This window comes from Salmonella bongori NCTC 12419, from assembly GCF_000252995.1.
In the GTDB taxonomy this organism is placed as follows: Bacteria; Pseudomonadota; Gammaproteobacteria; order Enterobacterales; family Enterobacteriaceae; genus Salmonella; species Salmonella bongori.
In genome coordinates this window covers 2,801,719-2,823,363 of the sequence record NC_015761.1, presented here as the reverse complement: position 1 = coordinate 2,823,363, position 21,645 = coordinate 2,801,719, and the positions used below count along the sequence as shown (strand labels likewise).

The following is a 21,645-nucleotide window of genomic DNA, read 5'->3' as shown; positions in this document are numbered from 1 at the left end:
TGCTTAACAGGATCAACATGCGTAAGGACGACTTATGAAAATAGTGATCGCACCAGACTCGTATAAGGAAAGTTTGAGTGCTCTTGAGGTAGCGACCGCCATTGAACAAGGATTTCGCGAGATCTGGCCTGACGCAGATTATCTAAAACTGCCGATGGCGGATGGCGGGGAAGGCACTGTCGAAGCAATGGTCGAAGCGACGGCGGGTCGAATTGTGCATGTTGATGTCACCGGGCCGTTGGGACATCGCGTTAACGCGTTTTACGGGCTTTCCGGCGATGCGCGTTGCGCATTCATCGAAATGGCGGCCGCCAGTGGGCTGGAACAGGTGCCGCTCGCGCAGCGCGATCCGCTGAACACCACCTCATGGGGAACCGGCGAGCTAATTCGTCATGCGCTGGACGCGGGTGTTGAGCATATCATTATCGGCATTGGCGGCAGTGCCACCAACGATGGCGGCGCAGGGATGATGCAGGCGCTGGGAGCCAGGTTACGGGATGTGCACGGTAACGATATTGCGCAAGGCGGCATTGGGCTGGAAGCGCTCGCCAGCATTGATATCAGTGGGCTGGATAAGCGTCTGTCAGCGTGCCGTATAGACGTTGCCTGTGATGTTACAAACCCTCTCACCGGCAAAGAGGGCGCTTCTGCGATTTTTGGCCCGCAAAAAGGGGCAACGCCGGAGATGATTGAGCGCCTGGATAATGCTTTGATTCGCTACGCGCATTTGATCGCCCGCGATCTGCATGTCGATGTACTGGGTCTGGTTGGCGGCGGCGCGGCTGGCGGAATGGGAGCAGCGTTATATGCGTTTTGTGGTGCGCAGCTACGGCGCGGCATTGAAATCGTGACCGATGCGCTTCATCTGGAAGAACGTCTTGCGGATGCTGATTTAGTCATCACCGGAGAGGGACGCATTGACAGCCAGACCCTTCACGGCAAAGTACCTATTGGCGTGGCAGGCATCGCCAAACGGCATAACAAACCGGTAATTGGCATTGCAGGTAGCCTGACGGCAGACGTTGGCGTGGTGCATGGATATGGACTTGATGCCGTTTTCAGTGTGATTTATACCATCTGTACACTGGAGGATGCGCTGGAGAATGCCGCTGAAAATGTGCGGATGACGGCGCGAAACGTGGCTGCAACCCTGAAGACAGGACAGCATTTACGCTAACGCCGACGTTATATACGATTCGTAAGCCGGATAAGGTGACGCCGCCATCCGGCACATTACCGCCTGATGGCGGCGTCGCCTTATCCGGCCCGCAAAGCGGAAGTTTGCAGGCCGGATAAGCGATAAATTTCACCCCAATATTTTTTTTGCTTCACGCGCGACGTTATCCATTTCGTCCAGTAGTTCCAGAAACTCGGGTTCCAGCTCCTCTTCACGCACGTCGTTGCGAAGCTGTTGCTCAATAAGCTGGCAAAGATTTTTCATCCGCGGAACGCCGCTATAGCCGCAGCTACCGTGCAGCTTATGGATCAGGTCTACCAGACCGTCAGGATTTTCTCCCACCAGCTGCTCTTCAATTTTGTTACGCACTTCCGGCAAGAAATCAATCAACATTTGCAACATATCCCGTGCCAGATCGGGCTTACCGGCGGCCTGGCGTAGGGCCAGTTGCCAGTCGAGCGTCGCGTTGGGATTGAAGATAAATTCAGCCGGTTCTGGCGCCATCAGCCGGGTCGTCACGTTTGTGCCAGGTTTATAGCGCAGCAAAAGATTATGCAGCTTCTCTTCTTCTATCGGTTTAGCCAGATAGTCGTTCATTCCCGCACTGAGCAACTTCTCTTTTTGCCCCGCCATCGCATGTGCCGTAACGGCGATAACGGGGGTTTGCTGCTGATGAGGAAGCTGGTGAATTAACTCACAGGCGCGTATGCCGTCCATATCCGGCATTTGAATATCCATTAAAATCAGATCAAATTGCATTTGCTTTGCCCGATCTACCGCCTGATGCCCGCTATCACATAGCTCAACATGCTGGACTTTATCCTCCAGCAATGCGCCGATAAGCTTCAGATTGGCGGGATTATCATCGACCGCCATCACCGTCATGGCGATTTTACTGGTGTCCATTAGCAGTGGTTCAGCATGATGTTTTAACTGGCAATACTCCGTCAGCGCTGGTAACAGCCGTGTTGACGTCAACGGTTTTAACAGGCAGGCTGCCGCGCCTCCCTGTTTCAATTTTTCTGCGTTAATCTGCGCATGGCAAGGCAGCGCCAGTAGCAGGAAGTCTGTCATCGACGCCGCTTTTGCCAGCCGTTCATGCTGCATGGTGAGCGGCTCACGGAAGGTCACCGGAACGCTCAAAATCATAATATCGTAGTGTGCTAACGGTAGAGCAGAGAAGGCAGGGCTGTAAACCACTTCCACCGGCGTATCGTTCAGCAGATCCAGAGTACATTGCGCTGCGGTGGCGTTGGGTTCTATATAAGCCAGCCGTTTACCGGCCAGACATTCTGTTGACGGCCCGTCAATAATGACATTCGGGTTAAGATCGAGATTAATATGGAACCAGAAAGTCGAGCCACGATTAGGCTGGCTGTGGAAAGAGATATCCCCGCCCATTTCATTGACTAATTTTTGTGTAATCACCAGCCCAAGTCCGGTGCCGCCGTGACGGCGAGAAATACTGGCATCCGCCTGGCGAAAGGCCTGAAACAGCCGTGACTGGTCGCGCTCCGGTATGCCGATCCCCGTATCACGGATCTGTACTTCAATCTGTACTTTAGTATTACTGAGCGCCCGCTTTTCTACCAGAATATCAATATTACCGCTCTCGGTGAATTTGATGGCATTACCCACCAAATTGGTAATGACCTGTTGCAGACGCAACGGGTCGCCAATCACATTATCCGGGACGTCATTTTTAATATTTAGCGTCAGTTCCAGCCCTTTATCATGCGACGAGTGAGCCAGTAGGCGTAACCACTTCGTCCAGCGTATTGCGCAGCGGGAAAGGGATACTTTCCAGAATCAGCTTACCGGCTTCCAGCTTGGAGAAATCAAGCACATCGTTAATGATCGCCAGCAGATTGTTCGCGGAACGCTCAATAGTATTCAGATGATCTCGCTGGGTGGGATTAAGCTCAGTTTTTAATGTCAGGCGGGTAAACCCAATGACGCCATTAAGCGGTGTTCGCAGTTCGTGCGACATGTTCGCCAGGAACTCCGACTTAATACGCGCCGCTTCCTGGGCGCGCTTTTTCGCCAGATCCAGTTCAACGTTTTGAATCTCCATCTGTTCAAGGGTTTCACGCAGATCCGAGGTGGCCTGATCGATATTATGCTGCATCTCTTCATGATAGGCGGCAAGCGACATCGCCATAGAATTAATACCGTTTTTCAGCATATCCAGCTCGCCGAGCATAAACCCTTCCACACGGCTATCCAGTTGCCCGCGGCGAATACGGTCCACGGTGTTCACCATATTACGGATAGGTCCGGTGACGTCGCGCATCAGTCTCCAGCCAAAGATCAGCGCAATACCGATACAAAAAAACATCATCACGCTGGAGATAAAGATCTCTTTATATTGCTGGAGCCTGACCGACTTGAGATCCAGTTCAAGCGCCACATATCCCAGCATATTATGGGTACTTTTCGCGTCCGCAATGGCAGACTCATCCGGCGAATAGCTCTCCGAAATGATAGGCGTGCGCAGGATCATAATGTCGCCGTGGCGATCGACGCTCAGGCGACGTGGAAACGGCGCTCCGGCGGGGAGTTGCATCTGTGAAGGATCCAGGTGGAAATTGGAGGTCACAAACAGGCGGTTATGATCATCATAGACGGAAATCGCCCGCACAATATCAGAATGTCTACGGTGCAGGACGCTGATAAGTTGGCCGATAGACTCCCGGTTTTGCAGGTTCATGCCATATTCGCTGGAAACGGCGAGCGGCTCAATAATACTGGCGCCGGCATCTTCCAGTTGACGCTGCAGATCGTTATAGCGGTGCACCACAAAAAAGATGCTGAGCAGCAAACCAATCAGGACAGTTGGGGCCAGGATCAGAATCATCATGCGTGCGCGCAGGCTGTAGTTGGTCATGGAGTTCCGTTATGGGACAATTAGGGTCACACTGTTAAATTGAGAAAAAGCTGGTCGATGGCGCAATTCTACTCTGCAAAACGACGCGTGACGACGCGTCAGATCATAACCGTTACAGTCAATGACCTGGATCCATTTGGTCAGGGGGTTGCCCGTCATAATGGAAAGGCTCTGTTTATTCCTGGTTTATTGCCCGAGGAAAGCGCAGACGTCATTATCACAGAAGATAAAAAGCAATTCGCCCGTGCGCGGGTTTCGAGCCGTTTGAATGATAGCCCGGAACGCGAGCTGCCGCGTTGTCCACATTTTGGTGTCTGCGGCGGTTGCCAGCAACAGCATGTCAGCGTTGCTTTGCAACAACGTAGCAAAAGTGCGGCGTTGGCGCGTTTGATGAAACATGAGGTGAATGACATTATCGCTGGCGAACCCTGGGGCTATCGGCGACGGGCGCGATTAAGCCTGAACTGTCCGCCGGATAAATCACTGCAGATGGGATTTCGCCAGGCGGGTTCCAGCGATATTGTCAATGTAGAACAGTGCCCTGTTCTGGTGCCCCAGCTTGAAGCATTGTTACCCCGAGTCAGGGCGTGCCTGGCGAGTTTACAGGGGACCAGACACCTTGGGCATGTTGAGCTGGTACAGGCGGGCAACGGTACGCTGATGATTCTGCGCCATACCGCACCCTTAAGCGCGTCGGATAAAGAAAAACTGGAACGCTTTTCGCATTCTGAGGGATTGTCTCTGTTTCTGGCGCCGTTTAGCGAGATACTGGAAACGGTAATCGGTGAAGCGCCCTGGTATGATTCCCACGGTTTACGTTTAGCGTTTAGTCCGCGCGACTTTATTCAGGTTAATGAAGCGGTAAACCAGCAGATGGTTGCCCGCGCGCTGGAATGGCTTGATGTGCGTGCCGCTGACCGTGTTCTGGACCTGTTTTGCGGGATGGGGAATTTTACGCTGCCGCTGGCGACTTGTGCGGCAAGCGTTGTGGGGGTTGAGGGGGTTCCGGCGCTGGTAGAAAAAGCACGGGAAAACGCCATCCGCAATGAATTACATAATGTGACATTTTTTCATGAAAACCTTGAAGAAGATGTGACGAAGCAGCCGTGGGCGAAAAATGGCTTTGACAAAGTCTTACTCGATCCTGCGCGTGCAGGGGCTGCCGGAGTGATGCGACATATTATAAAATTAAAACCTATTCGCATTGTTTATGTATCCTGTAATCCAGCGACGCTGGCGCGCGATAGCGAAGTGCTGGTAAATGCGGGATACGAGGTTACGCGTTTAGCGATGCTCGACATGTTCCCGCATACAGGACATCTGGAGTCAATGGTTCTGTTCGAGCGCATGTAATGATTACCGGCTTACTGATTTCGGTAGGCCTGGTCCCTTAAGGAGAGGACGATGGTTGCGGTAAGAAGTGCACATATTAATAAAGCTGGTGAATTTGATCCGAAAAAATGGATCGCAAGCCTGGGAATTTCCAGCCAGCAGTCGTGTGAGCGCTTAGCCGAAACCTGGGCGTATTGCCTGCAACAGACACAAGGACATCCGGATGCGGATCTGTTGCTGTGGCGTGGCGTGGAGATGGTAGAAATTCTCTCCACGCTGAGTATGGATATCGACACGCTGCGGGCGGCGCTACTGTTCCCTCTGGCCGACGCCAACGTGGTCAGCGAAGATGTGCTGCGCGAAAGCGTCGGAAAGTCTATCGTTACCCTGATTCATGGCGTGCGCGATATGGCGGCGATCCGCCAGTTAAACGCCACCCATAACGACTCCGTTTCTTCGGAGCAGGTGGATAATGTCCGCCGAATGCTGTTGGCGATGGTGGATGATTTTCGCTGCGTGGTGATCAAACTGGCCGAGCGAATCGCGCATTTGCGTGAAGTGAAAGATGCGCCGGAAGATGAACGCGTACTGGCGGCGAAAGAATGTACCAATATTTACGCGCCGCTCGCTAACCGTCTGGGCATTGGGCAACTGAAGTGGGAACTGGAAGACTACTGCTTCCGTTACCTGCACCCGGCAGAATATAAGCGCATCGCTAAACTGCTGCATGAACGGCGTATCGACCGCGAGCATTACATTGAAGAGTTTGTCGGTCATCTGCGCGCCGAAATGAAAAACGAAGGCGTTCTGGCGGAAGTTTACGGACGACCCAAACATATTTACAGCATCTGGCGCAAAATGCAGAAAAAGCATCTGGCGTTTGATGAACTGTTTGACGTGCGCGCTGTGCGTATCGTCGCCGAGCGCCTTCAGGATTGCTATGCCGCTCTGGGAATAGTACATACGCACTATCGCCACCTGCCCGATGAGTTTGATGACTACGTCGCTAACCCGAAGCCGAACGGCTACCAGTCTATCCATACCGTGGTACTGGGACCGGGCGGTAAAACCGTTGAGATCCAGATTCGTACTAAACAGATGCACGAAGACGCCGAGCTTGGCGTGGCCGCGCACTGGAAGTACAAAGAAGGCGCCACGTCCGGCGGCGTGCGTTCCGGCCATGAAGACAGGATTGCGTGGTTGCGTAAGCTGATCGCCTGGCAGGAAGAGATGGCGGATTCCGGCGAAATGCTGGATGAAGTGCGTAGCCAGGTGTTTGATGATCGGGTCTATGTCTTTACGCCAAAAGGTGACGTGGTGGATTTGCCCGCCGGATCCACGCCTCTCGATTTTGCTTATCACATCCACAGTGATGTAGGGCACCGTTGCATCGGCGCTAAAATTGGCGGGCGTATAGTGCCGTTCACCTATCAGTTGCAGATGGGCGATCAGGTTGAAATCATCACTCAGAAGCAGCCCAATCCCAGTCGCGACTGGCTGAACCCCAACCTGGGTTATATCACGACCAGCCGTGGGCGCTCAAAAATTCATGCCTGGTTCCGCAAGCAGGATCGCGACAAAAACATTTTGGCCGGACGGCAAATCCTCGACGATGAGCTGGCGCATTTAGGGATTAGCCTGAAAGAGGCCGAAAAACATCTGCTGCCGCGCTACAACTTTAATGAACTGGAAGAGTTGCTGGCGGCGATAGGCGGCGGCGATATCCGTCTTAATCAGATGGTGAATTTTCTGCAGTCGCAGTTCAATAAACCGAGCGCGGAAGAGCAGGACGCTGCGGCGCTGAAACAGCTTCAGCAAAAAACGTACGCGCCGCAAAATCGCCGTAAAGACGACGGTCGTGTGGTGGTGGAAGGTGTGGGTAATCTGATGCACCACATCGCCCGTTGCTGCCAGCCGATACCTGGTGATGAAATTGTTGGTTTTATCACTCAGGGGCGGGGTATTTCTGTGCACCGGGCCGATTGCGAACAACTGGCGGAGCTGCGCTCTCATGCGCCGGAACGGATTGTAGATGCGGTATGGGGCGAGAGTTACTCGGCAGGCTATTCGCTGGTGGTACGTGTAACGGCCAACGATCGCAGCGGTTTGCTGCGTGATATCACCACTATTCTGGCCAATGAAAAAGTCAACGTACTGGGTGTCGCCAGCCGTAGCGACATTAAACAGCAGATCGCCACCATCGATATGACAATCGAGATCTACAATCTGCAAGTACTGGGCCGCGTGCTCGGCAAGCTCAATCAGGTGCCGGATGTCATTGACGCCCGCCGCTTGCACGGGAATTAACTGTTGCCTTGTAAGCCTGATATGCCGTATTAGCGTCTTAATCAGGCATTGCCATGTTGCCGGATGGCGGCGAACTGCCTTATCCGGCCTTCTGTTTTAACGTTTCAGGACCTATCCATGAATCAAATTGACCGCCTGCTTAATATCATGCAGCGCCTGCGCGACCCGGAAAACGGCTGTCCCTGGGATAAAGAGCAGACCTTTGCCAGTATCGCGCCCTATACGCTTGAAGAAACCTATGAAGTGTTGGATGCGATTGCGCGTGAGGACTTTGACGATTTGCGCGGCGAATTAGGCGACCTGTTGTTTCAGGTAGTGTTTTATGCACAGATGGCGCAGGAAGAGGGCCGCTTCGATTTTAATGCTATCTGCGCTGCCATCAGCGATAAACTGGAACGCCGCCATCCCCATGTTTTTGGAAAGATTTCTGCTGATAGCAGCGAAGAGGTATTAACCCGCTGGGAACAAATCAAAACAGAAGAACGCGCGCAAAAAGCGCAACATTCCGCCCTGGACGATATTCCCCGCAGCCTGCCTGCTTTAATGCGCGCACAGAAAATTCAGAAACGGTGCTCAAATGTTGGCTTTGACTGGACAACTCTGGGGCCGGTCGTTGATAAAGTCTATGAAGAGATCGATGAAGTCATGTTCGAAGCGCGGCAAGCGGTTATCGATCAGGCTAAACTGGAAGAAGAAATGGGCGATTTGCTCTTTGCTACGGTTAATATGGCGCGTCATTTAGGTACGAAAGCGGAGATTGCATTGCAAAAAGCAAACGATAAATTCGAGCGCCGTTTTCGTGAGGTTGAACGTATTGTCGCCGCCAGAGGCCTGCAAATGACCGGAGTGGATCTGGAAACCATGGAAGAAGTTTGGCAGGAGGTAAAACGCCAGGAAATTGATCTCTAAAGGTTTTAGGCGGTCAAGAGCGATTCGTGTGATTTTTTAAATAACAAGCGCTTGATTTACGTCAAAAACATTTACCTCAAACGGGCTATTTTCTCACTCCTTATGTGAATGTGAGCCTGACGAAGAGGAGGAATAATGAAAGTTTGTGGCATACGTCATGTTCGGGTATACTGCTTTCCCGTCCTGGTTATTCCATCGTCTTTTAAACCTAACTTCTCAGGTTCAGCATGACAACGAACTATATTTTTGTGACCGGCGGGGTCGTATCCTCTCTGGGTAAAGGCATTGCCGCAGCCTCCCTCGCAGCCATTCTTGAAGCCCGTGGTCTCAACGTGACCATCATGAAACTGGATCCCTATATCAACGTCGATCCAGGTACTATGAGCCCAATCCAACACGGGGAAGTGTTCGTTACTGAAGACGGCGCCGAAACCGACCTGGACCTGGGGCACTACGAGCGTTTCATCCGTACCAAGATGTCTCGCCGCAACAACTTCACCACTGGCCGTATCTACTCCGACGTTCTGCGTAAAGAACGCCGTGGCGACTATCTGGGCGCTACTGTACAGGTCATCCCTCATATCACTAACGCGATTAAAGAGCGCGTGCTGGAAGGTGGTGAAGGCCACGATGTGGTACTGGTGGAAATTGGCGGTACCGTTGGTGATATCGAATCTCTGCCGTTTCTTGAGGCGATTCGTCAATTGGCGGTGGATATCGGTCGTGAACACGCGCTGTTTATGCACCTGACGCTGGTGCCTTACCTGGCGGCAGCGGGCGAAGTGAAAACTAAACCGACTCAGCACTCCGTGAAAGAGCTGCTGTCTATCGGTATTCAGCCCGATATTCTGATTTGTCGTTCCGACCGCGCGGTTCCTGCCAACGAGCGTGCAAAAATTGCATTGTTCTGTAATGTGCCGGAAAAAGCCGTTATTTCAATGAAAGATGTCGATTCCATTTATAAAATTCCAGGCCTGTTGAAATCTCAGGGGCTTGACGATTATATTTGTAAACGATTCAGCTTGAACTGTCCGGAAGCAAACCTGTCTGAATGGGAGCAGGTCATTTACGAAGAAGCGAATCCGGCAGGCGAGGTGACTATCGGCATGGTCGGCAAGTACATTGAGTTGCCGGACGCCTATAAGTCGGTGATCGAAGCGCTGAAGCACGGTGGTCTGAAAAACCGTGTTACCGTCAACATCAAATTGATCGATTCGCAAGATGTTGAAACGCGCGGCGTCGAAATTCTGAAAGATTTGGACGCTATCCTGATTCCTGGCGGCTTCGGTTACCGTGGCGTTGAGGGTAAGATCGCTACTGCGCGCTATGCGCGTGAAAACAATATTCCTTACCTGGGCATTTGCCTGGGAATGCAGGTCGCGTTGATTGAGTTCGCTCGTAACGTGGCTGGCATGGACAACGCCAACTCAACGGAATTTGTGCCAGACTGTAAGTACCCGGTTGTCGCGTTAATTACCGAGTGGCGTGATGAAGACGGCAATGTTGAAGTCCGTAGTGAGAAGAGCGATCTGGGCGGCACCATGCGTCTGGGCGCGCAGCAGTGCCAACTGACTGATGACAGCCTGGTACGTCAGCTGTACGGCGCGCCGACAATTGTTGAACGTCATCGTCATCGCTACGAAGTTAACAACATGCTGTTGAAACAAATTGAAGCAGCGGGTCTGCGTGTTGCAGGCCGTTCCGGTGATGATCAGTTAGTCGAGATCATTGAGGTACCGAATCATCCGTGGTTCGTGGCCTGTCAGTTCCATCCGGAATTTACTTCCACACCGCGTGATGGACATCCGTTGTTTGCTGGCTTTGTTAAAGCCGCCAGCGAGCATCAGAAACGTCAGGCGAAGTAAAAAAGTTAGAACGGCGGTGCACCCTCAGCGGTGCACCGTTTGTCTGAAGTTTTAGTTTAACTAGTGACTTGAGGAAAACCTAATGTCCAAAATCGTTAAAGTCATCGGTCGTGAAATCATCGACTCCCGTGGTAACCCGACTGTTGAAGCTGAAGTACACCTGGAAGGTGGTTTCGTAGGTATGGCGGCGGCTCCGTCAGGTGCTTCTACTGGTTCCCGCGAAGCGCTGGAACTGCGCGATGGCGACAAATCCCGTTTCCTGGGTAAAGGCGTAACCAAAGCTGTTGGCGCGGTTAACGGCCCGATCGCTCAGGCTATTCTTGGCAAAGACGCTAAAGACCAGGCTGGCATCGACAAAATCATGATCGACCTGGACGGTACTGAAAACAAATCTAACTTCGGTGCAAACGCTATTCTGGCTGTCTCTCTGGCTAACGCCAAAGCTGCTGCTGCCGCTAAAGGTATGCCGCTGTACGAGCACATTGCTGAACTGAACGGCACGCCGGGCAAATACTCCATGCCGGTTCCGATGATGAACATCATCAACGGCGGCGAGCATGCTGACAACAACGTCGACATCCAGGAATTCATGATCCAGCCGGTTGGCGCGAAAACGGTTAAAGAAGCTATCCGCATGGGTTCTGAGGTTTTCCATCACCTGGCGAAAGTGCTGAAAGGCAAAGGCATGAACACCGCTGTGGGTGACGAAGGCGGCTACGCGCCGAACCTGGGTTCCAACGCTGAAGCGCTGGCTGTTATCGCTGAAGCGGTTAAAGCGGCTGGTTACGAGCTGGGTAAAGACATCACTCTGGCGATGGACTGTGCAGCGTCTGAATTCTACAAAGACGGTAAATACGTTCTGGCTGGCGAAGGCAACAAAGCGTTCACCTCCGAAGAGTTCACCCACTTCCTGGAAGAACTGACCAAACAGTACCCGATCGTTTCCATCGAAGATGGTCTGGACGAGTCTGACTGGGACGGTTTTGCATACCAGACCAAAGTACTGGGCGACAAAATCCAGTTGGTTGGTGACGACCTGTTCGTAACTAACACCAAGATCCTGAAAGAAGGCATCGAGAAAGGCATCGCTAACTCCATCCTGATCAAATTCAACCAGATCGGTTCTCTGACCGAAACTCTGGCTGCAATCAAGATGGCGAAAGATGCTGGCTACACTGCTGTCATCTCTCACCGTTCTGGTGAAACTGAAGATGCGACCATCGCTGACCTGGCTGTTGGTACCGCTGCAGGCCAGATTAAAACAGGTTCTATGAGCCGTTCTGACCGCGTTGCTAAATACAACCAGCTGATTCGTATCGAAGAAGCGCTGGGCGAAAAAGCACCGTACAATGGTCGTAAAGAGATCAAGGGCCAGGCATAATCCTGTTCTTAACTCTTAACGTAAAAACCCGCTGCGGCGGGTTTTTTTATGCCTGTCATTTTATCTTTATTTTATAACTGATTTGATTTTTGACACTTTGTTATTATTTCGTAAGGGGCCATTTTATAGGGTATTATATATATTTATGTTTATCATAAATAAAAATAGAAATATTGAATGGATAAAGGACTGGAAATAGTATGCATGGGGGAGCATTATTCTTCTCGATGTTTTTTCCTGCAATGACAGGAGGGGGTGAGCTATTTATAATATGTATACTTTATTGCCTCACCGTAGCCTTAATTACAGTTTTCTTTAACCCTTTCTTTATCAATCTGGTTTGGAGTATTACGTTACAGATTAAACTATTGGGTAAGTGGTAGAGAAACTAAGTATGAAGGTGGTTTATGGCGAACGGATAATCTTATCTTAAACCGCCACTGCACATGACCCGCAGTCCGAAATCTGCGATAATTAGCAATTATCCCCTTAACAGAGAACGCTATGCAGTACCCGATTAACGAAATGTTCCAGACCCTACAAGGCGAGGGTTACTTTACCGGCGTCCCCGCTATTTTTATTCGTTTACAGGGATGTCCGGTTGGCTGTGCCTGGTGCGATACCAAACACACCTGGGATAAGCTTGAGGATCGGGAGGTTTCCCTGTATAGCATCCTGGCAAAGACTAAAGAGAGTGATAAATGGGGCGCAGCAAGCAGCGAAGACCTGCTGGCGGTAATAAGTCGCCAGGGTTACACCGCGCGTCATGTGGTGATTACAGGTGGCGAGCCTTGTATCCATGACCTGATGCCGCTGACCAGTCTGCTGGAAAAAAATGGCTTCAGCTGTCAGATTGAAACCAGCGGGACGCATGAAGTGCGTTGCACCCCTAATACCTGGGTAACGGTTTCACCAAAAGTGAATATGCGGGGAGGATATGGCGTACTTTACCAGGCGCTAGAGCGTGCGAATGAAATCAAGCATCCGGTTGGACGAGTACGTGATATTGAGGCGCTGGATGAGTTGTTAGCCACGTTGAGCGACGATAAACCGAGAGTGATTGCTTTGCAGCCTATCAGCCAAAAAGAAGACGCGACGCGTCTGTGTATTGATACGTGCATTGCGCGTAACTGGCGGCTGTCTATGCAAACGCATAAGTATTTAAATATCGCCTGATATGCTGTCCGTTCTACGGATGGCCTGTCGTCGTGTGTAATTTACCTATCATCTTGCGTTCGCTATTTCTCCAAAAAATTCGAGGAATGTATAAAGTAGCTGAATAATTTTCCATAGCGAGACATGGATCACACTATTCTGGTGAGTTTAAAGAAAAAATCGTTCACTGAATTTTTTTGTATCAAAATCAGCTGATTAGATGTTCTTTAAGAATTTAAATTTGTTGCAATTATGTTGGTAGGATGTGGCGTTGATAAAAAACACTGAATAAACAATTAGGTATATTTAGTGTGTTCCCCGCGCCAGCGGGGATAAACCGCGGCAACCGACCCATCTGGAGGTACTGAAAATGTGTTCCCCGCGCCAGCGGGGATAAACCGGGCGGATACCGCTAATAAAATGCTAAAACAGCGTGTTCCCCGCGCCAGCGGGGATAAACCGGCCATTAACCGTGCGTTGCGTCAGGTTGATCCGTGTTCCCCGCGCCAGCGGGGATAAACCGTCTAATCAGTATAATGAAGAGACTTTAATTAAGTGTTCCCCGCGCCAGCGGGGATAAACCGACAATTCAGGACGTGCTGATTTCTGGGCTGGTGTGTTCCCCGCGCCAGCGGGGATAAACCGTTATTCCTGAAAATCCTAATCTTCTATTTGTAGTGTTCCCCGCGCCAGCGGGGATAAACCGAGTCATAAAATTCGGCGCATACGATAACTTTTGTGTTCCCCGCGCCAGCGGGGATAAACCGAGCGAGTTCATTATAAATATCATGGTTGCCGCGTGTTCCCCGCGCCAGCGGGGATAAACCGTACCCACGCGCAGCACGCCAATTTACGTAGTTGTGTTCCCCGCGCCAGCGGGGATAAACCGGTTCGCCCTCGGCCAGCGTGTAAAACTTGATTGTGTTCCCCGCGCCAGCGGGGATAAACCGCCAATAATTAAACGTTGCATTTGTTGCTTCGGGTGTTCCCCGCGCCAGCGGGGATAAACCGTTTTTTTTGTTTTATCAGGGCTACGCTATAAAGTGTTCCCCGCGCCAGCGGGGATAAACCGGAATATCACATGAAATGTCAGGAACGCCTTTTGTGTTCCCCGCGCCAGCGGGGATAAACCGATGTACGCCAAATTTTCGCAAGTCATCGATCAGTGTTCCCCGCGCCAGCGGGGATAAACCGGAAACAGTTACGCATCCGCTGTTTCCTGCTGGGTGTTCCCCGCGCCAGCGGGGATAAACCGCTTCCGGATCATCCTTTGGTAACGGCTCTGACGTGTTCCCCGCGCCAGCGGGGATAAACCGGCAGATGAAAAATACTGCGGTTGGGTGCCCTCGTGTTCCCCGCGCCAGCGGGGATAAATCGTTCCATAACCATAATCTGCGTACCAGTAATCGTTCGTACCAAACAGTAAAGTAAAAAGAACCGTGTTTTGTGGGGGATAAAGGAGAGGGTGATGGCGTTAACGATTAAGGTATTGCTCGAAAATCATAAAGCCGCTGGTGTGGATAACGCTTTGAAGGCCAGGCCAGGATTAAGCTTATTAGTTCAGGATGAATCTACTTCGATATTATTCGATACCGGACCTGACGACAGTTTTCTACAAAATGCGTCGACAATGAGGATCGACCTGTCTGATATATCTGCGGTGGTGCTTTCACATGGACATTATGATCACTGCGGCGGCGTACCGTGGCTTCCTGATAATAGCCGAATCATCTGTCATCCAGAAATGGCGCGTGAACGTTATGCGGCAATAACGCTTCCTGGTATGACCCGCAAAATAAAAAAATTATCGCGAGAAGGGGACTATTCACGTTACCGAATGGTGTACACGCGCGACCCCATGCCAATTAGCGACAAATTTATCTGGTCAGGGGAGATACCTGTTGCCATGCCTGAAGCCTACGGCGTTTTTGGTGGTCGCGATGCAGAGCCGGATTATATTTCAGATGAGGGGGTACTCATTTACAAGTCGGAGAAAGGTTTAGTTATCATTACGGGTTGCGGACATCGGGGTATCGCAAATATTGTTCGGCACTGGCATAAATCGGCTTTATGCGCTTGTCGGCGGATTTCATCTACGCTGTGCATCACCATTCATCTTGTGGCGAGTCAGGCGGTTTTTAAACGAACAAAAACCAGAAAAACTATGCGGTTGCCATTGTACCGGCACTTGGGGGCGCTTGTGGTTGCCAGAAATGATTGCGCCTGCAACTGGCGATGTGCTGCACTTCTAAATAAAGCGCGAAGGTTGATGGATTCGTCGTGTGGATGGGCTGAAATGGCTCCCTTCTCCAGCCCGTATCAGTAATGAACCTTACGCGCCGCGGTAGACGCAACCGGCTGTACAGGTCTCTTTTACCTGGACCGCGCTCAGTAGCGGCACAACAGGTTTAACCTGGTCCCAAATCCATTTTGCCAGAACTTCGCTGGTGGGATTCTCCAGTCCTGGAATATCGTTCAGATAGTAGTGATCAAGGCGATCATAAGTGGGTTTAAACGCCGCTTTCAGATCCGCGAAATCCATGATCCAACCGGTATGCGGATCGACTTCACCGGTAATTTCGAGACGCACCATAAACGAGTGCCCGTGCAGGCGACCACACTTATGCCCTTCAGGCACGTGAGGCAGTCGATGAGCGGCTTCAAAGGTGAAATCTTTATACAGCGTGGTGGGCATGATGAACTCTCAGGCAATAAAAAAAACCGCCGTAGGGTACCGGAAAGCCCTCTTTTTATCACTAACTAAAACGGCTCTACATCATGTAACAGGCAGTTAATTCAGAGTAAGTTTGAAAAGTTTATATTTATCATATGGTTACTAAATTACTTTTACTGTTAACAATGATAGCCAAAACAGGTTAGTTCATTTGGTTATTTGTTATTTCCAACCCTTCTTTAATTGTTATTACTCCCGCCGTTAACCTTATCCTTAATTTGGGTTTTATCGCTTAAATCCGCTTTGCTTACTGGAACATAACCACGCATGACGACACAGGCTCCACTTACTGGCTTGCTTCCGCTGAATGCGGAGCAACTGGCGCGCCTTCAGGCTGCCACAACCGATCTTACTCCCGAGCAGCTTGCCTGGGTCTCTGGCTATTTTTGGGGGGTTCTTAATCCGCGTCCAGACACTATTACCACCCTGCCAGCCCCTGTGGCTGAAATACCCGGGGTTACGCTGATCTCCGCTTCGCAAACCGGTAATGCGCGGCGCGTAGCGGAAGCTCTGCGTGATGATCTCCTGGCGGTCAACCTTAACGTGACCCTGGTGAATGCCGGCGACTACAAATACAAACAAATTGCCAGTGAAAAACTGCTGGTGGTCGTGACCTCCACGCAGGGCGAAGGCGAGCCGCCGGAAGAGGCCGTTGCGTTACATAAGTTCCTGTTTTCCAAAAAAGCGCCAGCGCTTAAAAATACCGCTTTCGCTGTTTTTAGCCTGGGCGATACGTCCTATGAATTTTTCTGTCAGGCCGGTAAAGATTTTGACAGCAAACTGGCGGAACTCGGTGGTAAACGGTTGCTGGATCGGGTGGACGCCGACGTAGAATACCAGTCTGCCGCCGCGCAATGGCGCGCACGCATGGTTGAGGTCTTAAGATCCCGTACGCCGGTTATGACACCGGCGCAGTCAGTGACCAGCGGCGCGGTAAATGAGATCCACACCAGCCCTTACACTAAAGAAGCGCCGCTCAGCGCTTCGCTGGCGGTGAATCAAAAAATCACCGGGCGTAATTCAGAAAAAGATGTGCGCCATATCGAAATCGATCTCGGTGATTCCGGCCTGTGTTATCAGCCTGGCGATGCGCTGGGCGTGTGGTACCAGAACGATCCCGCGCTGGTCAACGAGATAGTGGAACTGCTATGGCTGAAAGGAGATGAGCCTGTCACCGTTAACGATAAACGGCTGCCCCTGTCAGAGGCGCTACAGTGGCATTTCGAGCTGACGGTCAACACTGCCAATATCGTTGAAACCTATGCCACGCTAACACGCAGTGAGACGCTGATGCCGTTAGTTGGCGATAAAACACAGCTACAGCGCTACGCTGCCGCTACGCCAATTGTTGATATGCTGCGCTTCTCCCCGGCGCAGCTGGAGGCTGACGCGTTAGTCGGCCTGCTACGCCCCCTGACGCCGCGTCTGTACTCTATTGCATCATCGCAGGCGGAAGTCGGGAATGAGGCCCATATTACCGTAGGGGTTGTCCGTTATGACATCGAAGGACGTGCACGTGCCGGCGGCGCTTCCAGCTTTCTGGCCGATCGCGTTGAAGAGGACGGAGAAGTACGGGTGTTCATCGAACATAACGATAACTTCCGTTTGCCTGAGGAGCCGCAGACGCCAGTGATTATGATTGGCCCTGGCACTGGTATCGCGCCGTTTCGCGCTTTTATGCAGCAGCGTGCGGCCGATGACGCGCCGGGTAAGAACTGGCTATTCTTTGGCAACCCGCACTTTACCGAAGATTTTCTCTACCAGGTGGAGTGGCAGCGCTATGTCAAAGAGGGGGTACTGAGCCGTATCGATCTGGCCTGGTCCCGCGATCAAAAAGAAAAAATCTACGTACAGGACAAACTGCGTGAACAGGGCGCGGAACTGTGGCGCTGGATTAACGACGGCGCGCATATTTATGTCTGTGGCGACGCGAATCGCATGGCGAAAGATGTCGAGCAGGTGTTGTTGGAAGTGATAGCTGAATTCGGCGGTATGGACCTCGAATCGGCAGACGAATATTTAAGTGAGCTGCGCGTTGAGCGCCGTTATCAGCGAGATGTCTACTAATGAGCGAAAAACATCCAGGCCCACTGGTGGTCGAAGGTAAGCTGTCTGATGCTGAACGCATGAAGCGTGAAAGCAACTATCTGCGCGGCACCATTGCGGAAGACTTAAACGATGGTCTGACCGGTGGCTTTAAAGGCGACAACTTCTTGTTGATTCGCTTTCATGGCATGTATCAGCAGGATGATCGCGATATTCGCGCTGAACGTACAGAGCAGAAGCTGGAACCGCGTCATGCGATGCTGCTGCGCTGCCGCCTGCCGGGTGGGGTGATCTCGACCACACAATGGAAAGCGATCGATAAGTTTGCCGCTGAGAACACGATTTACGGCAGTATCCGTCTGACCAACCGCCAGACCTTCCAGTTCCATGGTATTCTGAAAAAGAACGTCAAGCCGGTGCATCAAATGCTGCACTCAGTCGGGTTGGACGCGCTGGCAACCGCCAACGATATGAACCGTAACGTGCTATGCACCTCGAACCCGTATGAGTCGCAGTTGCACGCTGAAGCCTACGAGTGGGCGAAGAAAATTTCTGAGCATCTTTTGCCGCGCACTCGCGCCTATGCAGAAATCTGGCTGGATCAGGAAAAGGTCGCCACGACCGATGAAGAGCCTATTCTTGGTCAGACCTATCTGCCGCGTAAATTTAAAACCACGGTGGTGATCCCGCCGCAGAACGATATCGATCTGCACGCTAACGACATGAACTTCGTGGCGGTTGCGGAAAACGGCAGGCTGGTGGGCTTCAACCTGCTGGTGGGCGGCGGTCTGTCTATCGAACACGGCAATAAAAAAACGTATGCCCGCACTGCCAGCGAGTTCGGTTATCTGCCGCTGGAGCACACCCTGGCAGTGGCGGAAGCGGTGGTGACCACCCAGCGTGACTGGGGTAACCGTACCGACAGAAAAAATGCCAAAACCAAATATACTCTCGAGCGCGTGGGGATTGACACTTTCAAAGAAGAGGTTGAACGTCGCGCCGGAATTAAATTTGAACCTATTCGCCCTTATGAATTTACCGGACGCGGCGATCGCATCGGCTGGGTAAAAGGCATCGACAATAACTGGCATCTGACACTGTTTATCGAAAATGGCCGTATTCTGGATTATCCGGGGCGCCCGCTGAAAACCGGCCTACTGGAGATTGCGAAGATTCACCAGGGCGAATTCCGCATCACAGCCAATCAAAACCTGATTATTGCCGGAGTGCCGGAGAGCGAGAAAACGAAGATCGAGAAACTGGCGCGCGATCATGGGTTAATGAACGCCGTTACCGCGCAGCGTGAAAACGCCATGGCTTGCGTATCGTTCCCGACCTGCCCGCTGGCGATGGCAGAGGCCGAACGCTTCCTGCCAACGTTCATTGATAAGGTGGAGGCAATCATGGCGAGTCACGGCGTGAGCGATGAGCACATTGTTCTACGTGTAACGGGCTGCCCGAACGGCTGTGGCCGCGCCATGCTGGCGGAAGTGGGGCTGGTGGGGAAAGCGCCGGGCCGTTATAACCTGCATCTGGGAGGCAACCGTATCGGGACACGTATCCCGCGAATGTATAAAGAGAACATTACCGAGTCGGACATTCTGGCCTCGCTGGATGAACTGATCGGGCGCTGGGCGAAAGAGCGTGAAGCGGGTGAAGGCTTCGGCGACTTTACGGTGCGTGCGGGCATCGTTCGCCCGGTGCTTGATCCCGCGCGGGATTTCTGGGAATAACACCGGATGGAGTCATGCGGCCTGGCATAAACGTAGGCCTGATAAGCGTAGCGCCATCAGGCAAGACAAACAGTGAGGAATCTATGGCCAAACTCTCTCTAAGCGCCCTGAATGAACGGCCAAAAGTGGATCGCGTGCTGGCGCTGGCAGAAACCAATGCCGCACTGGAAACTCTGAGTGCGGAAGAGCGTATCGTCTGGGCGCTGGAAAATCTGCCTGGCGAATACGTACTCTCTTCAAGTTTTGGCATTCAGGCTGCGGTGAGCCTCCATCTGGTGAATCAGGTGTATCCCGGCATTCCGGTGATTCTGACAGATACGGGCTATTTGTTTGCTGAAACCTATCAGTTTATCGATGAGTTAACGGAAAAACTCAATTTGAACCTTAAGGTTTACCGTGCCAAAGAGAGCGCGGCATGGCAGGAAGCACGCTACGGTAAGCTGTGGGAACAAGGCATTGAAGGCATTGAGAAATATAACGACATCAACAAAGTCGAGCCACTGAACCGGGCGTTGCACGAATTAAGCGCGCAAACCTGGTTTGCGGGCCTGCGTCGCGAACAGTCCGGCAGTCGCGCCACACTGCCGGTGCTGGCGATTCAGCGCGGCGTCTTTAAGGTGCTGCCGATTATCGACTGGGATAATCGTACGGTCTTCCAGTATCTGCAAAAGCACGGACTCAAGTACCATCCGCTGTGGGATCAGGGGTATCTGTCAGTAGGCGACACCCACACCACTCGTAAATGGGAACCTGGCATGGCGGAAGAAGAGACGCGTTTCTTTGGGCTGAAACGTGAATGCGGGCTGCATGAAGGCTGATCGTCCTTAGGTTATATCATAGATATTATAAAAAATCCGGCAGGCAATTATATTTGCCGGATTTAATATCGTTTACTTTACTATCTCTCATTATAACATTAATATATTGCGACTACAGTTATTTTTACCAATATGCAAAGAATGTTCATGTGTCAGATATATCTCTTCAAGAATAGGGTCAATATCCCTTTTGTTTGAGTGATAGTTATCATAATCTTGATTGAAGTTATTTAAAAAGGCTGTGTTTGTTTCTTTAAATTCTGTGATCGGTGAATAGCTATGTAATAAATAAGTGATGCATGGATGTATCATGAAAAAAGAAACCTCACTTTGCACTTCCCGATAACCTAATTTGCAAAACTGAGTAATAATATCAAAGGAGTCTGCATTAATACAGGCTAGTATCGATTCTTCTTTTTCAGTGAGTGAACCCCGCCATTCTACTAACCGGTGATCGGGAGCCTCATCAGGACGCATCATTTTATAAACTGCCTCTTTAATTTGGGCATTGCCTGCCACTTCTTTTCTTAGCGTGGATGCCGACCCCTGAAGTAAATCTGCGTGCCACGTTATCGTCGAGCCTATCATCTCGCATATTTTTAAAAATAGCTCTCTTTCCGCTCTATCCATAGATTTTACTACTGCATTCTCTGAGAGGTTAAGGGTATCCTGAATACTGCTTTGACTAATCACTGTGTCGCCGATCATAAATAACAATTGCGTCTGAGAGGCATCCATCTGGATCCTGAACAGGTCCTGGTCAGCAGGGCAGGCTAAGCGTTGTAAATGCTTAAACGCGTAGATTTTACTCATACCCTCGACGTTAATCTCCATCTCTCCAGGTTCATTACGAGCGTGTCCGTAAAGCATGCCGTGTAACACTTCCAGGGCATGATCCTGTTTTTCTGATGTAAAGTGGTCTTGTAATTTATTCCAATATCCTCTATGTGTTGCTTTTTCTTTATCTGCGCTTAACAGCTGAGCAAGCCGGGTTTCATTAAGCATATAATTTTGCTGATTACCGAAGTGTAAGGTGACTGGCATAATCTGTTCCTTCAAATTGATATTATTTAACATCGACGTTAATGACACCGGCTCTTCGCTCTACTTTTATTAAATCAGTCAGCATTGATGGTATGAGAGCATCGGGTCGGCAAGATAAATTACAGCAAATTTACTGTTGCCAATCCTTTGAGACGACACTAAATCAGACAAAAGGTATATCTTTCGTCTGGAAGGGACATTTTTTTAAAGTTTAATTTAGGCAGGGAACAGTCCATTAAAAGAGGTTTCTGATTATT

General features: G+C 51.1%; 12 protein-coding genes, 2 pseudogenes and 1 CRISPR repeat array. Of the genes and pseudogenes, 11 read left to right on the top strand and 3 right to left on the bottom strand.

Annotated features, from left to right (window positions below; genetic code table 11):
- Positions 1-34: 34 nt before the first annotated feature.
- Positions 35-1,177, top strand: a complete 1,143-nt coding sequence (locus SBG_RS13255; protein ID WP_000706495.1) for a glycerate kinase — start codon at positions 35-37, stop codon at positions 1,175-1,177.
- A gap of 129 nt (positions 1,178-1,306) precedes the next feature.
- Here the strand turns inward: SBG_RS13255 and barA are convergent.
- A pseudogene (gene barA / locus SBG_RS13250) lies at positions 1,307-4,064 on the bottom strand (two-component sensor histidine kinase BarA).
- 57 nt (positions 4,065-4,121) lie between these two features.
- Here barA and rlmD point away from each other — a divergent pair.
- The 7 genes and pseudogenes from rlmD (at position 4,122) to SBG_RS13210 (ending at position 15,265) form a co-directional block, all read left to right on the top strand.
- The gene (gene rlmD, locus SBG_RS13245) at positions 4,122-5,417 is read left to right on the top strand and encodes a 23S rRNA (uracil(1939)-C(5))-methyltransferase RlmD (RefSeq protein WP_000046873.1); all 1,296 of its coding nucleotides are present in this window, start codon (positions 4,122-4,124) and stop codon (positions 5,415-5,417) included.
- Positions 5,418-5,468: 51 nt separating this feature from the next.
- A complete protein-coding gene (relA, locus tag SBG_RS13240) occupies positions 5,469-7,703 on the top strand; it encodes a GTP diphosphokinase (protein WP_000226832.1) in 2,235 nt (744 codons plus the stop codon).
- A 117-nt stretch (positions 7,704-7,820) separates the two neighbouring features.
- Positions 7,821-8,612 (top strand): nucleoside triphosphate pyrophosphohydrolase, encoded by a 792-nt coding sequence (gene mazG, locus SBG_RS13235; protein ID WP_024135103.1) that lies wholly within the window; start codon positions 7,821-7,823, stop codon positions 8,610-8,612.
- 227 nt (positions 8,613-8,839) lie between these two features.
- Positions 8,840-10,477 (top strand): glutamine hydrolyzing CTP synthase, encoded by a 1,638-nt coding sequence (gene pyrG / locus SBG_RS13230; protein WP_000210866.1) that lies wholly within the window; start codon positions 8,840-8,842, stop codon positions 10,475-10,477.
- A gap of 82 nt (positions 10,478-10,559) precedes the next feature.
- Positions 10,560-11,858: a phosphopyruvate hydratase gene (eno, locus tag SBG_RS13225; RefSeq protein ID WP_000036734.1), complete on the top strand. Its 1,299-nt coding sequence runs from the start codon at positions 10,560-10,562 to the stop codon at positions 11,856-11,858.
- 504 nt (positions 11,859-12,362) lie between these two features.
- Positions 12,363-13,034: a 7-carboxy-7-deazaguanine synthase QueE gene (queE, locus tag SBG_RS13215; RefSeq protein ID WP_001199954.1), complete on the top strand. Its 672-nt coding sequence runs from the start codon at positions 12,363-12,365 to the stop codon at positions 13,032-13,034.
- 290 nt (positions 13,035-13,324) lie between these two features.
- Positions 13,325-14,390: a CRISPR direct-repeat array (repeat unit 29 nt; unit sequence GTGTTCCCCGCGCCAGCGGGGATAAACCG).
- A gap of 91 nt (positions 14,391-14,481) precedes the next feature.
- A pseudogene (locus SBG_RS13210) lies at positions 14,482-15,265 on the top strand (MBL fold metallo-hydrolase).
- An 80-nt stretch (positions 15,266-15,345) separates the two neighbouring features.
- On the opposite strand, the gene queD reads toward SBG_RS13210, so the two are convergent.
- Positions 15,346-15,708: a 6-carboxytetrahydropterin synthase QueD gene (gene queD / locus SBG_RS13205; RefSeq protein WP_001143356.1), complete on the bottom strand. Its 363-nt coding sequence runs from the start codon at positions 15,706-15,708 to the stop codon at positions 15,346-15,348.
- A 306-nt stretch (positions 15,709-16,014) separates the two neighbouring features.
- On the opposite strand from queD, the gene cysJ reads away from it, so the two are divergent.
- From cysJ to cysH, 3 genes are all read left to right on the top strand, one after another.
- Complete coding sequence (cysJ, locus tag SBG_RS13200; RefSeq protein ID WP_000211332.1) at positions 16,015-17,814, top strand: NADPH-dependent assimilatory sulfite reductase flavoprotein subunit; 1,800 nt, start codon at positions 16,015-16,017, stop codon at positions 17,812-17,814.
- Positions 17,814-19,526 (top strand): assimilatory sulfite reductase (NADPH) hemoprotein subunit, encoded by a 1,713-nt coding sequence (gene cysI, locus SBG_RS13195; protein WP_001290677.1) that lies wholly within the window; start codon positions 17,814-17,816, stop codon positions 19,524-19,526. The genes cysJ and cysI overlap by 1 nt, the downstream gene beginning before the upstream one ends.
- An 83-nt stretch (positions 19,527-19,609) precedes the next feature.
- Entirely contained in the window at positions 19,610-20,344 is a 735-nt protein-coding gene (gene cysH / locus SBG_RS13190) for a phosphoadenosine phosphosulfate reductase (protein WP_001096609.1), read from the top strand.
- A gap of 90 nt (positions 20,345-20,434) precedes the next feature.
- Here the strand turns inward: cysH and sopD are convergent, their stop codons facing one another.
- Positions 20,435-21,388 carry an SPI-1 type III secretion system effector SopD gene (gene sopD / locus SBG_RS13185; protein ID WP_001145525.1) on the bottom strand — a complete coding sequence of 318 codons (954 nt, stop codon included), beginning with the start codon at positions 21,386-21,388 and terminating at the stop codon, positions 20,435-20,437.
- Positions 21,389-21,645: the final 257 nt, after the last annotated feature.